The organism is Pseudomonas sp. GW821-FHT11G12 (assembly GCF_058808055.1).
Genome location: NZ_JBXARH010000005.1, coordinates 126,958 through 140,543, shown reverse-complemented (window position 1 = coordinate 140,543; position 13,586 = coordinate 126,958). Strand labels below are relative to the sequence as shown.

At 58.6% G+C, this 13,586-nt stretch carries 15 protein-coding genes; 8 read left to right on the top strand and 7 right to left on the bottom strand.

Annotated features, from left to right (window positions below; translation table 11 throughout):
• Positions 1–50: 50 nt before the first annotated feature.
• Complete coding sequence (locus AC1RR7_RS16910) at positions 51–224, top strand: PA3496 family putative envelope integrity protein (RefSeq protein ID WP_096818454.1); 174 nt, start codon at positions 51–53, stop codon at positions 222–224.
• An 88-nt stretch (positions 225–312) separates the two neighbouring features.
• On the opposite strand, the gene AC1RR7_RS16905 is transcribed toward AC1RR7_RS16910, so the two are convergent.
• A complete protein-coding gene (locus AC1RR7_RS16905) occupies positions 313–939 on the bottom strand; it encodes a response regulator transcription factor (RefSeq protein WP_085730184.1) in 627 nt (208 codons plus the stop codon).
• Positions 940–1,334: 395 nt separating this feature from the next.
• Here AC1RR7_RS16905 and AC1RR7_RS16900 point away from each other — a divergent pair, with 395 nt between their 5' ends.
• Positions 1,335–1,919: a hypothetical protein gene (locus tag AC1RR7_RS16900; protein ID WP_102620760.1), complete on the top strand. Its 585-nt coding sequence runs from the start codon at positions 1,335–1,337 to the stop codon at positions 1,917–1,919.
• Positions 1,920–2,080: 161 nt separating this feature from the next.
• Here AC1RR7_RS16900 and AC1RR7_RS16895 read toward each other — a convergent pair whose 3' ends face one another.
• Both AC1RR7_RS16895 and AC1RR7_RS16890 read right to left on the bottom strand, forming a co-directional pair.
• On the bottom strand, positions 2,081–3,298 hold the full coding sequence (locus tag AC1RR7_RS16895) for an argininosuccinate synthase (RefSeq protein ID WP_096818458.1): 1,218 nt from the start codon (positions 3,296–3,298) through the stop codon (positions 2,081–2,083).
• A gap of 129 nt (positions 3,299–3,427) precedes the next feature.
• Positions 3,428–4,336 carry a flagellar protein MotY gene (locus AC1RR7_RS16890; protein ID WP_096818459.1) on the bottom strand — a complete coding sequence of 303 codons (909 nt, stop codon included), beginning with the start codon at positions 4,334–4,336 and terminating at the stop codon, positions 3,428–3,430.
• 159 nt (positions 4,337–4,495) lie between these two features.
• On the opposite strand from AC1RR7_RS16890, the gene pyrC reads away from it, so the two are divergent.
• Together pyrC and rnt are read left to right on the top strand one after the other, a co-directional pair.
• Positions 4,496–5,542: a dihydroorotase gene (gene pyrC / locus AC1RR7_RS16885; protein WP_095190451.1), complete on the top strand. Its 1,047-nt coding sequence runs from the start codon at positions 4,496–4,498 to the stop codon at positions 5,540–5,542.
• Positions 5,539–6,213 (top strand): ribonuclease T, encoded by a 675-nt coding sequence (rnt, locus tag AC1RR7_RS16880; RefSeq protein ID WP_085709496.1) that lies wholly within the window; start codon positions 5,539–5,541, stop codon positions 6,211–6,213. The genes pyrC and rnt overlap by 4 nt, the downstream gene beginning before the upstream one ends.
• Positions 6,214–6,287: 74 nt before the next feature.
• On the opposite strand, the gene AC1RR7_RS16875 is transcribed toward rnt, so the two are convergent.
• Entirely contained in the window at positions 6,288–6,890 is a 603-nt protein-coding gene (locus AC1RR7_RS16875; RefSeq protein WP_003227723.1) for a peroxiredoxin, read from the bottom strand.
• A 291-nt stretch (positions 6,891–7,181) separates the two neighbouring features.
• Between AC1RR7_RS16875 and AC1RR7_RS16870 the strand changes: the two genes are divergently transcribed.
• Positions 7,182–7,400, top strand: a complete 219-nt coding sequence (locus tag AC1RR7_RS16870) for a bacterioferritin-associated ferredoxin (RefSeq protein ID WP_003227725.1) — start codon at positions 7,182–7,184, stop codon at positions 7,398–7,400.
• A gap of 199 nt (positions 7,401–7,599) precedes the next feature.
• Positions 7,600–8,076 carry a bacterioferritin gene (gene bfr / locus AC1RR7_RS16865; protein WP_102620761.1) on the top strand — a complete coding sequence of 159 codons (477 nt, stop codon included), beginning with the start codon at positions 7,600–7,602 and terminating at the stop codon, positions 8,074–8,076.
• A 106-nt stretch (positions 8,077–8,182) separates the two neighbouring features.
• Here the strand turns inward: bfr and grxD are convergent, their stop codons facing one another.
• The 3 genes from grxD to plzR all read right to left on the bottom strand — a co-directional run bounded on the left by grxD (position 8,183) and on the right by plzR (position 11,152).
• On the bottom strand, positions 8,183–8,524 hold the full coding sequence (gene grxD, locus AC1RR7_RS16860) for a Grx4 family monothiol glutaredoxin (protein ID WP_003227729.1): 342 nt from the start codon (positions 8,522–8,524) through the stop codon (positions 8,183–8,185).
• A 97-nt stretch (positions 8,525–8,621) separates the two neighbouring features.
• Positions 8,622–10,727, bottom strand: coding sequence for a molybdopterin oxidoreductase family protein (locus AC1RR7_RS16855; protein ID WP_493158030.1), 2,106 nt, complete (start codon positions 10,725–10,727; stop codon positions 8,622–8,624).
• Positions 10,728–10,861: 134 nt separating this feature from the next.
• Positions 10,862–11,152, bottom strand: a complete 291-nt coding sequence (plzR, locus tag AC1RR7_RS16850) for a PlzR type 4 pili assembly inhibitor (protein WP_085730176.1) — start codon at positions 11,150–11,152, stop codon at positions 10,862–10,864.
• Between the two features lie 393 nt (positions 11,153–11,545).
• Between plzR and argF the strand changes: the two genes are divergently transcribed.
• Together argF and AC1RR7_RS16840 are read left to right on the top strand one after the other, a co-directional pair.
• On the top strand, positions 11,546–12,466 hold the full coding sequence (gene argF, locus AC1RR7_RS16845) for an ornithine carbamoyltransferase (protein WP_096818463.1): 921 nt from the start codon (positions 11,546–11,548) through the stop codon (positions 12,464–12,466).
• Positions 12,463–13,572: an ABC transporter ATP-binding protein gene (locus tag AC1RR7_RS16840; protein WP_102620763.1), complete on the top strand. Its 1,110-nt coding sequence runs from the start codon at positions 12,463–12,465 to the stop codon at positions 13,570–13,572. Before argF ends, AC1RR7_RS16840 begins: the two co-directional genes overlap by 4 nt.
• Positions 13,573–13,586: the final 14 nt, after the last annotated feature.

The following is a 13,586-nucleotide window of genomic DNA, read 5'->3' as shown; positions in this document are numbered from 1 at the left end:
AATATCGATATAAGGAGCGCCAAAGGCAGCCTTAGCCTGGAGTTAACCTTATGAGCACCAGCAAAGAGCAAGTGGACGTAGAAGACGATTTCGTCGCGGAGTCGGACGACGAACCGGTGGTTGAGGTCGCCAAGACTAACCTGAGCAAACGCCGCACCATCGATAACATGCTTGAGGAGCGCCGACTGCAGAAGCAATTGGCCGATTACGACTTTGATCTCTGACATTTGAAAGCCTCCCGCAACGGAGGCTTTTTCGTTTCTGCTGCAAGCTGATGCCGACCTGCCCAGGATCCGTCAGCGACTGAAGCGGTCAGACCAGGCCATTGCGCTGGGCAAGTTCGATCAGATCCACCAGTGAACGCGCATTGAGCTTCAGCAGCAACCGCGTCTTGTAGGTGCTGACGGTCTTGTTGCTGAGAAACATGCCATCGGCGATTTCCTTGTTGGTCTTGCCGCGTGCCAACTGCTGCAACACCATCATCTCGCGCCCGGACAAACGATCGACCATGTCGGCTTCACTGGCATTGCCCAGGCTGGTGCGTACGGTGTGCAACGCCTGATTCGGAAAATAGCTGTACCCGGACAGCACAGCCTTGATAGCGCTGAGCAGCTCGGTCAGGTCCTGTTGTTTGCAAACATATCCCGCCGCTCCCGACTGCATGCAGCGCATGGAAAAATGGCCCGGGGCCTGGGACGTCAACACCAGCACTTTCAAAGGCATCGCGCTGGTTGTAAGACGCGCAATGACTTCCAGTCCATCAAGTTTCGGTATACCGATATCCAGAATGACAATATCGGGCATCTGGTCGCGAGCCAGTTGTAATGCATCCACTCCGTTATCCGTTTCTGCAATGACTTCGTAGCCATGACGTTCCATCAGCATACGCACCGCAAGACGAATGACCGGGTGATCATCCACGATCAGCACTTTATTCATGGGCAAGTCCAGTTTCGCTGTTCGAATTTTTAGAACCGGCACAATAACGTAGTCATTTCACCCATGGCATAGCGAAGTTCCCTTGCATTGGCAGCGAGAGACACTTCCTACAGGCAATAAAGATTTCTCCTACAGAAAAGACTCATAAATGTAGCGACAAGACATCCAGACCAAGTGACCACTTGAAAATTATTTAACCTGCAACACCGGCTTATCGAGTAGCGAATCCTGAAAAGAGGGACTCGACACGACAAAAAACCGAAACAACATATTTATATCCACCCGGCCGTTTTTAATATAAATACCAGACATCGGGGACAAAAAGCCTCCACTCCCCTTACAACAACTCCAACATTCCAACATGACGAGAAAGATCATACTCATGAGTAAAGAATATGTTAAAGATCAACAAGAAAATCACCAACCCCATCAGTGTCATTGCCATATTCGCGTTCATCTCCGAAACGTCCGCAGCGGTGTCCCTGCCCTTTCTTGACAATGACGAACGGGAAATCTACATCTGGTTTCTGATCAGTTTTCCATTCTATTTACTGTTCCTGTTTTTCATCACCTTGAACTTCAACTACCGATCCCTTTATGCACCTTCGGACTTTGATGACGACAAGAACTTTCTGAAAGCATTTGAAGATAACAACATTGATTTCCCCGGAGAACCGGGTGACCAACCCGTTACCGGAATTCAGACTGTAAAACTACCGAAACCGCTGAGTACGCTGTGTATCATCGACATTCGGGGCATGAACGCCGAATCAAAAATAAACACACTCCTGGAAAAAATCCCACAACCCGCCAAGCACTCGCTCAGAATATTCCTCGTTTTAACAGATGATATGTCAGACATTTTACCGAAAGAAAACATCGCCAAATCGCTCAAGCGAGGAAGGAAAACCACAGGGACGACGTATTGTATTATTTACGACGTTCAAGCGCAGAACATCAGTGTATTGGGAAGAGTTTAAATTGAGGCGCAGAGACACGAAGTACATCAATGCGATGCGCACAGTACAACAGATGAGTTCGGGAACGCTGATCCACTACGATCAGGTAAACAGAAGGGTTTTGCAGCATAGCGGTCTTGTCAGAACGACAAGACCGCTATTTCACGTCTGGTCCGAAGGACTCAGAACAGCTTGCGGCCTTTGTTGGCAGCAATGCGCATACGCAGCGCGTTGAGCTTGATGAAGCCCGCCGCGTCGGCCTGGTTGTAGGCGCCGCCGTCTTCTTCGAAGGTCGCGATGTTGGCGTCGAACAGCGAATCGTCGGACTTGCGGCCGGTCACGATCACGTTGCCCTTGTACAGCTTCAGGCGCACGACGCCATTCACGTTGACCTGGGAGGCGTCGATCATCTGTTGCAGCATCAGACGCTCCGGGCTCCACCAGTAACCGGTGTAGATCAGGCTGGCGTACTTCGGCATCAACTCGTCTTTCAAGTGAGCGACTTCGCGGTCCAGGGTGATCGACTCGATGGCGCGGTGAGCGCGCAGCATGATGGTGCCGCCCGGGGTTTCGTAGCAGCCACGGGACTTCATGCCGACATAACGGTTCTCGACGATGTCGAGACGGCCGATGCCGTGTTGGCCACCGATCTTGTTCAGGGTCGCCAGTACGGTGGCCGGAGTCATTTCGACGCCGTCCAGAGCGACGATGTCGCCGTTGCGGTAGGTCAGTTCCAGGTATTGCGGCTTGTCAGGTGCGTTCTCCGGGGAGACAGTCCAGCGCCACATGTCTTCTTCGTGCTCGGTCCAGGTGTCTTCCAGCACGCCGCCTTCATAGGAGATGTGCAGCAGGTTGGCATCCATCGAGTACGGGGATTTCTTCTTGCCGTGGCGCTCGATCGGGATCGCGTGCTTCTCGGCGTAGTCCATCAGTTTCTCGCGGGACAGCAGGTCCCACTCGCGCCAAGGGGCAATCACTTTTACGCCTGGCTTGAGCGCGTAGGCACCCAGTTCGAAACGGACCTGGTCGTTGCCCTTGCCGGTTGCGCCGTGGGAAATGGCGTCGGCACCGGTTTCGTTGGCGATTTCGATCAGACGCTTGGCAATCAGCGGACGCGCGATGGAAGTACCCAGCAGGTACTCGCCTTCGTAAACGGTGTTGGCACGGAACATCGGGAACACGAAGTCACGCACGAATTCTTCGCGCAGGTCGTCGATGTAGATTTCTTTGACGCCCATGGCCTGAGCCTTGGCGCGAGCCGGTTCGACCTCTTCGCCCTGACCCAGGTCAGCGGTGAAGGTCACGACTTCACAGTTATAAGTATCCTGCAGCCACTTGAGGATCACCGAAGTGTCCAGGCCGCCGGAATACGCCAGAACGACCTTGTTTACGTCCGCCATGCCATCACTCCACGGGGTTCTACGGAAAGCCGAGGAGTCTACCGCTCAAACGCGATAATTTACAGAGGCGCGACAGCTTAAGACGACAAAGCGACAGAATCTGTCGAGAGGGCGACGATGACCGGCGGGTCAGGACGTCGCCGCAGCGTTGGCCGGTGTGCTGGCCTGAGGCGCAGGAGCGGTAGTCGGTGCCACCCGCGCAAGGTGCACGTTGACCCGACGGTTCTTGGCCCGGTTGGCGGCATTGGTGTTTGGCACCAACGGGTAACGTTCACCATGGAAGCGCACGGTGATCTGCGATTCCTGGATACCGTTGGCCTTGAAGAAGTCGACCACCGCCAGAGCGCGCCGGCGCGACAGTTCGCGGTTGGTCAGGCGATTGCCGCTGTTGTCGGAGTGGCCGTCGAGCTCGATGTGGTTGACCGTCGGATCGGCCTTCATATATTCGAGCATGACTTGCAGCTTGGCCTTGGCGGCGGCGTCCAGTTCGATGCCTTCGCCGGGGAAACCGATCTGTGATTGCTTGACCTGCTCGAAATTCTGCGGGAGCAGTTTCGCCACGCAGGCCTGATAGTCGTTGAACGCCTTGCTGAACTTGACCGGCAACAGACGCACTTCCGACACACGGCCATCGCCCGATGCATGGCGCACCACGGGGCTGCGCCCGTCCATCAGGCCGCTGATCAGTTGCCCGGCCTGCGCCTGAGAACTGTTGAACAGGATATTGCCACTGCCGATCCTGACCGTGCCCAGATTGATATCGCCACGGCCCGGCTGCCAGGGCGCCGCTGCCGCCATCAAGGTCGCCGAACCGCCGCCGAGCATGGCGTTGTAGGCGTTCAGGCGGAAAGTCGCCTGCTCGCCGGCCTTGCGCACGAACTGGCCCGAGCCGAAATCGGTGATCGGCTGCGTCAGGCGGCATTCGAACTTGTCGCCCTCGACCGTCCACTCAATGTTCTCCAGACGGGTCTGGTAGGTCAGCGCCATCGCCGGAAGGCTGGCAAACACACTGAGCAAGGCTAAATAACGCTGGCGCACGGGAGGCTCCATTGGCTTCTACAACAAAAAGACCGATACATACATGTTTACGGCATACCTATGGGATATCGGACGCTCGTCGCAAAACTTGATAGCGAGTGCCTGCAAGAGTCTTTTCCGGTAGCATTCGCCTCAGTTTGACCCGCCTGGAATCCCCTCATGTCCGACCGCCTGACCCTGCTGCGTCCCGACGACTGGCACATTCATCTTCGCGATGGTGCCGTGTTGACCAATACCGTTGCAGATGTTGCGCGCACCTTTGGTCGCGCGATCATCATGCCTAACCTGGTACCTCCGGTGCGCAACGCCGCTGAAGCCGACGGCTATCGCCAGCGGATTCTCGCTGCCCGCCCGGCCGGCAGTCGTTTCGAGCCGTTGATGGTGCTGTACCTCACCGACCGTACCCAGCCCGAAGAAATTCGTGAAGCCAAGGCCAGCGGTTTTGTCCACGCGGCCAAGTTGTACCCGGCCGGCGCCACCACCAACTCCGATTCCGGGGTCACCAGCATCGACAAGATCTTCCCGGCGCTGGAAGCCATGGCCGAAGTCGGCATGCCGCTGTTGATCCACGGTGAAGTCACCCGTGGCGACGTCGACGTGTTCGACCGCGAGAAAATCTTCATCGACGAGCACATGCGTCGTGTGGTCGAGCGTTTCCCGACGCTCAAGGTCGTGTTCGAACACATCACCACCGGCGACGCCGTGCAGTTCGTCAACGAGGCTTCGGCCAACGTTGGCGCGACGATCACCGCGCATCACCTGCTCTACAACCGCAACCACATGCTGGTAGGCGGAATCCGGCCGCACTTCTATTGCCTGCCGATCCTCAAGCGCAATACCCACCAGGAAGCCCTGCTCGACGCCGCCACCAGCGGCAGCGCGAAGTTCTTCCTCGGCACCGACTCGGCGCCGCACGCCCAGCACGCCAAGGAAGCCGCCTGCGGCTGCGCCGGCTGCTACACCGCGTACGCCGCCATCGAGTTGTATGCCGAAGCCTTTGAACAGCGCAATGCGCTGGACAAGCTCGAAGCCTTCGCCAGTCTCAACGGCCCGCGTTTCTACGGCCTGCCGGCGAACACCGATCGCATTACCCTGGTCCGTGAAGAATGGACCGCCCCGACCAGCCTGCCCTTCGGCGAGCTGACCGTTATCCCGCTGCGCGCCGGTGAAAAACTGCGCTGGCGCCTGCTGGAGGAACACGCGTGAGTGAAGACCATTTCGACGACGAACTGGACGGTCAAGGTGGCGGCGGTTCACGCCATCCAATGGCAGCACGCTTTCGCGGCTACCTGCCGGTTGTCGTCGACGTAGAGACCGGTGGTTTCAACTCGGCCACCGACGCATTGCTGGAGATTGCCGCGACCACCATCGCCATGGATGAAAAGGGTTTCGTTTACCCGGACCACACCTACTTCTTCCGTGTCGAGCCATTCGAAGGCGCCAACATCGAAGCGGCCGCGCTGGAGTTCACCGGGATCAAGCTCGATCACCCGTTGCGCATGGCGGTCAGCGAAGAGACGGCCCTGACCGATATCTTCCGTGGCGTGCGCAAGGCCTTGAAGGCCAACGGTTGCAAACGGGCGATCCTGGTCGGCCACAACAGCAGCTTCGACCTGGGCTTCCTCAACGCCGCCGTCGCGCGGCTGGACATGAAGCGCAACCCGTTCCATCCGTTCTCCAGCTTCGACACCGCAACCCTCGCGGGTCTGGCGTACGGTCAGACCGTACTGGCCAAGGCCTGTCAGGCAGCCGACATCGATTTCGATGGCCGTGAAGCGCACTCCGCGCGTTACGACACCGAAAAGACGGCCGAGCTGTTCTGCGGCATCGTCAACCGCTGGAAACAGATGGGCGGCTGGGAAGACTTCGACGACTGAGGGTCGTCGGATTAAATCCCGCGCATGAAAAAACCGGCTCAAGAGCCGGTTTTTTTGTACCTCGACGTTGCGCCTTACAGGGCAGCAGCGTTCTCGGTCAGGTAAGCCGCAACGCCTTCTGGCGAAGCGTTCATGCCTTTGTCGCCTTTTTTCCAGTTGGCAGGGCAGACTTCGCCGTGCTCTTCGTGGAATTGCAGAGCGTCGACCAGACGGATCAGCTCTTCCATGTTACGGCCCAGCGGCAGGTCGTTGATGATCTGCGAGCGGACAACGCCTTTGTCGTCGATCAGGAACGCGCCACGGAAAGCCACGCCGCCTTCGGATTCAACGTCGTAGGCCTTGGCGATGTCGTGCTTCATGTCGGCAGCCATGGTGTATTTCACCTGGCCGATGCCGCCATTGTTGACCGGGGTGTTGCGCCAGGCGTTGTGGGTGAAGTGCGAGTCGATCGACACAGCGATCACTTCTACGTTGCGCGCCTTGAAGTCGGCCATGCGGTTGTCCAGAGCGATCAGCTCGGACGGGCAGACGAAGGTGAAGTCCAGCGGGTAGAAGAACACCAGGCCGTATTTGCCTTTGATGGCCGAGGACAGGGTGAAGCTGTCAACGATCTCGCCATTGCCGAGTACGGCCGGGACGGTGAAGTCAGGGGCTTGTTTGCCTACGAGTACGCTCATTGATATCTCCTGGTGTAGAAACTTGAAGTTCAGGGTTCGCGCCAGCCTGCCACCCTCAGGCGACAGCCCTGTGACACGAACCCCCTTCGCAAGGGCCGACCATCATACACTGCGTTTTTCGACTGTCCTTAACGGTTTTTCGCGAAATCCCGGCTGGCATTCAGCCATGCACCACCGTTCGTCAGTCACAGCCGTTGGCGATGAAAACCGTTGGGAAAGCACTTTGACAATCATTCTCGTTAACATTAAGATCCATCGCAATTGAGCCACAACCAGCGACGGTTCTCACTTATGTATGTTTGCCTCTGCACTGGCGTCACCGACGGACAGATCCGCGAAGCGATCTATGAAGGTTGCTGCAGCTATAAAGAAGTCCGTCAGGCCACCGGCGTAGCCAGCCAATGCGGCAAATGTGCCTGCCTCGCGAAGGAAGTGGTACGCGAAACCCTGACCAAGCTGCAAACCGCCCAGGCCGCGATCCCCTACCCTGTAGAATTTACTGCCGCGTAATTGCACCCATTTCAAAGAACCGGACTTATGTCCGGTTTTTTTATGCCTGAAAATCAATTGCTTAGCGACTAGACGCGGAACACAAACATTCTTATTCCGATTAATTTTCATATATTATTCAATAACTTAGGTTTGACACTTATAAGTACCAAGCTCAAACTCCGCCTTATATACCGCTACTTAGGGCAGGACTCCCATCATGAAAGGCGACGTAACAGTCATCCAGCATCTCAACAAGATCCTTGCCAATGAGCTGGTCGCGATCAATCAGTACTTCCTGCATGCGCGCATGTATGAAGATTGGGGCCTGAACAAGCTCGGCAAGCACGAGTACAAAGAATCCATCGACGAGATGAAGCACGCGGACAAGCTGATCAAGCGCATCCTGTTCCTCGAAGGCCTGCCGAACGTGCAGGACCTGGGCAAGCTGCACATCGGCGAGCACACCAAGGAAATGCTGGAGTGCGACCTGCGTATCGAGCGCACCGGCCATGCCGATCTGAAGGCCGCCATCGCTCATTGCGAATCGGTTGGTGACTTCGGCAGCCGCGAACTGCTTGAAGACATTCTCGAATCCGAAGAAGAACACATCGACTGGCTGGAAACCCAACTGGGCCTGATCGATAAAGTCGGTCTTGAGAACTATCTGCAATCGCAGATGGGCGAAGACGAGTAATTAGCGAGCGCTAAACTCGAGACACTAAAAAGCCCCGCCCTCTTTCGAGAGGCGGGGCTTTTTATTGCCCGGACTTCAGACTCGCCGAAATCCGGGCAGAAACCAATCAGGCTTCGGACTTGGCCGCAGCAGCCTTGGCGGATGCTTCCTTGACCAGAGTCTGCAGCTCACCGTTGGCGAACATTTCAGCCATGATGTCGCTGCCGCCGACCAGTTCACCGCCTACCCACAACTGCGGGAAAGTCGGCCAGTTGGCGTACTTCGGCAGGTTGGCACGGATTTCCGGGTTCTGCAGGATGTCGACGTAGGCGAACTTCTCGCCACAGCCCATCACAGCCTGCGCAGCTTTCGCGGAGAAGCCACACTGCGGGGCATTCGGCGAGCCTTTCATGTAAAGCAGAATGGTGTTGTTGGCAATCTGCTCTTTAATCGTTTCGATGATATCCATGGAGCACCTCGGCTGAACTTTCCGACTCATGGGTCGGCACGGTGGCGCATTGTAACGGAATCCCGAGCGCCCTGCTCGGTCTCCCCGACAGACATGCTCAAGCCGCCGCCACCGTCACCGGCACGCCATTGAGCGCCGCGTTGCCCGAGAGCTCGTCGAGCTGGCACTCATCGGTCAGGTCGTTGGCGCTGGAGCCCGGCTGGCCGCTGGCAATCGCCATCTGCACGCCCGGGCGCGCATGGCCCCAACCGTGTGGCAGGCTGACCACGCCCGGCATCATGTCCGCACTGCCCAGCACTTCAACCTCGATCTGTCCGACCCGCGAGCTTACGCGCACAAGCTGGCCATCGCTGAGCCCGCGACTGGCGAGATCCTCCGGGTTCATCAGCAACTGATGACGCGGCTTGCCCTTCACCAGTCGATGATAGTTGTGCATCCACGAGTTGTTGCTGCGCACATGGCGACGGCCGATCATCAACAGCTCATCGGCAGCCGGCGCCTGCAATGCGGAAAAGCGCGCAAGGTCGGCAAGAATTTCCGGCGGTGCCGCCTGGACTCGTTGATTGGCGGTCTTCAATCGCGGTGTCAGGTTGGGTTTCAGCGCCCCCAGATCCACGCCGTGCGGATGATCGAACAGCGTCGCCAGCGACAACTTGTGTTCGGATGCATCGCCATACAGGCCCATGCGCAGGCCCATGTCGATCATCTTCGCCGGCGGCATCGTCGGCTTCAGTTCCTTGTCGGTCTTCGCCGCAAAGGCCTTGGCCAGGCCGACGAAGATCTCCCAGTCATGCAGCGCGCCCTCGGGTTTGGCAAGGATCGCCCGGTTGAAACGGGTGACGTTGCGCACCGCGAACAGGTTGAACGTGGTGTCGTAGTGATCGTTTTCCAGCGCTGAGGTGGACGGCAGGATCAGGTCGGCATAACGGGTGGTTTCGTTGATATAGAGGTCGACACTGACCATGAACTCCAACCCGTCCAGCGCCTGCTCCAGTTGCCGGCCGTTGGGCGTCGACAGCACCGGATTGCCGGCCACGGTGATCAACGCACGAATCTGGCCCTCGCCTTCGGTGAGCATTTCTTCGGCCAGCGCCGAAACCGGCAGCTCGCCGCCGTACTCGGGACGGCCCGAGACACGGCTCTGCCATTTGTTGAAGTGCCCGCCCGAAGTGGACGCCACCAGATCCACCGCCGGCTCGGTGCACAGTGCACCGCCCACGCGGTCGAGGTTGCCGGTCACCAGATTGATCAGTTGCACGACCCAATGGCACAGCGTGCCGAAAGCCTGGGTGGAAACGCCCATGCGACCGTAGCAGACGGCGCTTGGCGCCGCGGCGAAGTCCCGGGCCAATTGGCGGATCTGTTCGGCAGGAACGGCGCACAGCGGGCTCATGGCCTCGGCCGTAAACGCCGCCACCGCTGCGCGCACGTCGTCCAGACCGTCCACCGGCAAATGGCTTTCCGTTGTCAGGCCCTCGCTGAACAGCGTGTTGAGCACACCAAACAGCAACGCCGCATCGCCACCGGGACGCACGAACAGGTGCTGGTCGGCCATCGCTGCCGTCTCGCTACGCCGCGGATCGACCACCACCACTTTACCGCCTCGAGCCTGAATCGCCTTCAGACGCTTTTCCACGTCCGGCACGGTCATGATGCTGCCGTTGGAGGCCAGCGGGTTGCCGCCCAGTATCAGCATGAAATCGGTGTGATCGATATCCGGGATCGGCAACAGCAAGCCGTGGCCGTACATCAGGTAGCTGGTCAGGTGATGCGGCAATTGGTCGACCGAGGTTGCCGAATAGCGATTACGGGTTTTCAGCAGGCCGAGGAAATAATTGCTGTGAGTCATCAACCCGTAGTTATGCACGCTGGGATTGCCCTGATACACGGCAACCGAGTTCTGCCCATGACGCGCCTGAATCGCCGACAGCTTTTCAGCCACCAGCTCAAAAGCCTCTTCCCACCCGATCGGCAACCATTCACTGCCGACCCGGCGCATGGGTTGGCGCAGGCGATCCGGATCGTTCTGGATATCTTGCAGCGCCACAGCCTTGGGGCAGATGTGCCCGCGACTGAAGGTATCCAGTGCGTCACCCTTGATCGAGGTGATCTGCACTTGGCCGTCGGTTTCAGTGGTTTCGATGCTCAGGCCGCAGATGGCTTCGCACAGGTGGCAGGCACGGTGGTGGAGAGTCTTGGTCATGGCCAGTCTCTGTCTTGTTCTGGGCAGGCAATAACGCCTGCGGGAACAAAACTATGGCGCGTGGCCGGGCGCGGCGCCAGCGACGTTCGTCTTGTGAATCGACGACCATCAGGCGAGCCGATAGCCCGACGCAATCAACTGGAGGGTAACTGGGGCGGCGCTGCCAGCTGGATTTCCTGGATGGTTTCGATCTGCTCGTGGGCGACGTGCACCCCGGTGAGTTCGCCGATCAGTCGCCAGTGCTCGTCGAGCCCGGTGCTGATGGTGGCCATGCGATCGATCATGTGGCGGCCGGCCGTCTTGACCACTTCGTCTTCACTGCGTAGCAGTTCGAAGGACAATGAGGTGACCGAAGCGGTCAGATGAGTCAGTGAGCGAGCCGTGTGGCCCAGCAATTCCATTAACAGTTTTTCTTTCGATTCCATGCGGAGGCTTCCTGCGTCGCTCGTGAGTTATTTATAACCCAGCACTTTGCTTTAGCAAATGTTTCAGGTCTGACATCCGACCGGCGAATCCATGGCTGGCCGGTCGCAAACCGACCAGGTCTGCTCCATCCCCGCCCCGCCTGATTGCCAAGCCCTGCGGCGCCAGTGTACAAAGGGTTGGAAATCCGGCTTCAAACCAGCGCTTCGTGTGACCTCGTCACCCCCGCACAATCCGCAAAAATCGTAGCCTATTGGAAAAACGCGACATTTAGTGTCAATATCGCGCCTCCCCCTATTTCGTCGCCCCGTGCGGCTTACGCCGCAGGTCTCGCCCGTTGTTCCGATAAACAAGGCTTTGAGCATCTGCGGTTTGTAGCAAAAAGGTAGTCAATGATGAGCGCAAGGCACTTTCTCTCCCTGATGGATTGCACGCCCGAAGAGCTGGTCAGCGTGATCCGTCGAGGCGTTGAGCTCAAGGACCTGCGTAACCGCGGCGTACTGTTCGAGCCTCTGAAAAACCGCGTCCTGGGGATGATCTTCGAGAAATCCTCGACCCGCACCCGGATCTCCTTCGAGGCCGGCATGATCCAGCTCGGTGGCCAGGCGATCTTCCTTTCGCCCCGCGACACCCAACTGGGCCGTGGCGAGCCCATCGGCGACTGCGCCATCGTCATGTCGAGCATGCTCGATGCGGTGATGATCCGTACCTTTGCCCACAGCACCCTGACCGAATTTGCCGCCAACTCCCGCGTGCCGGTGATCAACGGCCTGTCCGATGACCTGCACCCGTGCCAGTTGCTGGCCGACATGCAGACGTTCCTCGAACACCGTGGCTCGATCCAGGGCAAGACCGTGGCCTGGATCGGCGACGGCAACAACATGTGCAACAGCTATATAGAAGCGGCGATCCAGTTCGACTTCCAGTTGCGCGTCGCCTGCCCTGAAGGCTATGAGCCAAACCCTGAATTCCTGGCCAAGGCCGGTGATCGCGTGACCATCGTCCGCGATCCGAAGGACGCCGTGCGCGGCGCGCACCTGGTGAGCACCGACGTCTGGACCTCCATGGGCCAGGAAGAGGAAACCGCCAAGCGCCTCAAGCTGTTCGCGCCGTTCCAGGTCACCCGCGCCCTGCTCGACCTGGCCGCCGAGGACGTGCTGTTCCTGCACTGCCTGCCCGCCCACCGCGGCGAAGAAATCAGCCTCGACCTGCTTGATGACCCGCGCTCCGTCGCCTGGGATCAGGCAGAAAACCGTCTCCACGCACAGAAGGCCCTGCTCGAGTTCCTCGTCGAACCGGCATATCACCACGCATGAGCCATGAATTACTGCTGAACCTGCGCAACCTCGCTTGCGGCTATCAAGATCAACGTGTGGTGCAGAACCTCAATCTGCACCTCAACGCCGGCGACATCGGTTGCCTGCTCGGCTCTTCGGGCTGCGGCAAGACCACCACCCTGCGCGCCATTGCCGGTTTCGAACCGGTGCACGAAGGGGAAATCCAGCTGGGCGGTGAAGTGATCTCCAGCGCCGGTTTCACCCTCGCCCCGGAGAAACGCCGGATCGGCATGGTGTTCCAGGACTACGCGCTGTTCCCGCACCTGAGTGTCGCGGACAACATTGCCTTCGGCATTCGCAAGCACCCGAACAAGGAGCGCGTCACCGAAGAGCTGCTGGAACTGGTCAACCTGAAGAACCTCGGCAAGCGCTTCCCACACGAACTGTCCGGCGGGCAGCAACAACGTGTCGCCCTCGCCCGCGCCCTGGCGCCGGAGCCACAACTGCTGCTGCTCGACGAACCGTTCTCGAACCTCGACGGCGAGCTGCGACGCAAGCTCAGCCATGAAGTGCGCGACATCCTCAAGGCCCGTGGCACCAGTGCGATTCTGGTGACTCACGACCAGGAAGAAGCCTTTGCCGTCAGCGATCACGTCGGTGTGTTCAAGGAAGGCCGGCTGGAGCAGTGGGATACGCCCTACAACCTCTATCACGAACCGGCGACGCCGTTTGTTGCCAGCTTCATTGGCCAGGGTTACTTCATTCGCGGCCAGCTCGGCAGCCCGGAATCGGTGCACACCGAACTCGGTGAACTGCGCGGCAATCGCGCCTACACCTGGCCGATCGGCGGTGCGGTGGATGTGTTGCTGCGTCCGGATGACATTGTTTATGCACCGGACAGCGGGTTGAAAGCACGGATCGTCGGCAAGACCTTCCTCGGCGCCTCGACCCTGTATCGCCTGCAACTGCCAACCGGCGCGCAACTGGAGTCGATCTTCCCGAGCCACGCAGACCATCAGGTCGGTGCGGATGTAGGGATTCGCGTGGCGGCGGAGCATCTGGTGTTGTTCCAGGCATCCGGCAGCACGGCTGCGCAGATCCCGGCGGTGGAAAACGGTGTTCGCCGGTACAGCACCGCACACTGATCTACACAAAAACA

Bases quoted from the DNA above. Each gene is read 5' to 3' on its own strand.
- AC1RR7_RS16900 (WP_102620760.1), top strand. From the start codon at position 1,335: ATGTTAAAGATCAACAAGAAAATCACCAACCCCATCAGTGTCATTGCC.
- AC1RR7_RS16870 (WP_003227725.1), top strand. From the start codon at position 7,182: ATGTATGTTTGCCTCTGCACTGGCGTCACCGACGGACAGATCCGCGAA.
- grxD (WP_003227729.1), bottom strand. From the start codon at position 8,524: ATGGATATCATCGAAACGATTAAAGAGCAGATTGCCAACAACACCATT.
- argF (WP_096818463.1), top strand. From the start codon at position 11,546: ATGAGCGCAAGGCACTTTCTCTCCCTGATGGATTGCACGCCCGAAGAG.
- AC1RR7_RS16840 (WP_102620763.1), top strand. From the start codon at position 12,463: ATGAGCCATGAATTACTGCTGAACCTGCGCAACCTCGCTTGCGGCTAT.
- AC1RR7_RS16875 (WP_003227723.1), bottom strand. From the start codon at position 6,890: ATGAGCGTACTCGTAGGCAAACAAGCCCCTGACTTCACCGTCCCGGCC.
- bfr (WP_102620761.1), top strand. From the start codon at position 7,600: ATGAAAGGCGACGTAACAGTCATCCAGCATCTCAACAAGATCCTTGCC.
- AC1RR7_RS16895 (WP_096818458.1), bottom strand. From the start codon at position 3,298: ATGGCGGACGTAAACAAGGTCGTTCTGGCGTATTCCGGCGGCCTGGAC.
- plzR (WP_085730176.1), bottom strand. From the start codon at position 11,152: ATGGAATCGAAAGAAAAACTGTTAATGGAATTGCTGGGCCACACGGCT.
- AC1RR7_RS16855 (WP_493158030.1), bottom strand. From the start codon at position 10,727: ATGACCAAGACTCTCCACCACCGTGCCTGCCACCTGTGCGAAGCCATC.
- pyrC (WP_095190451.1), top strand. From the start codon at position 4,496: ATGTCCGACCGCCTGACCCTGCTGCGTCCCGACGACTGGCACATTCAT.
- AC1RR7_RS16910 (WP_096818454.1), top strand. From the start codon at position 51: ATGAGCACCAGCAAAGAGCAAGTGGACGTAGAAGACGATTTCGTCGCG.
- AC1RR7_RS16905 (WP_085730184.1), bottom strand. From the start codon at position 939: ATGAATAAAGTGCTGATCGTGGATGATCACCCGGTCATTCGTCTTGCG.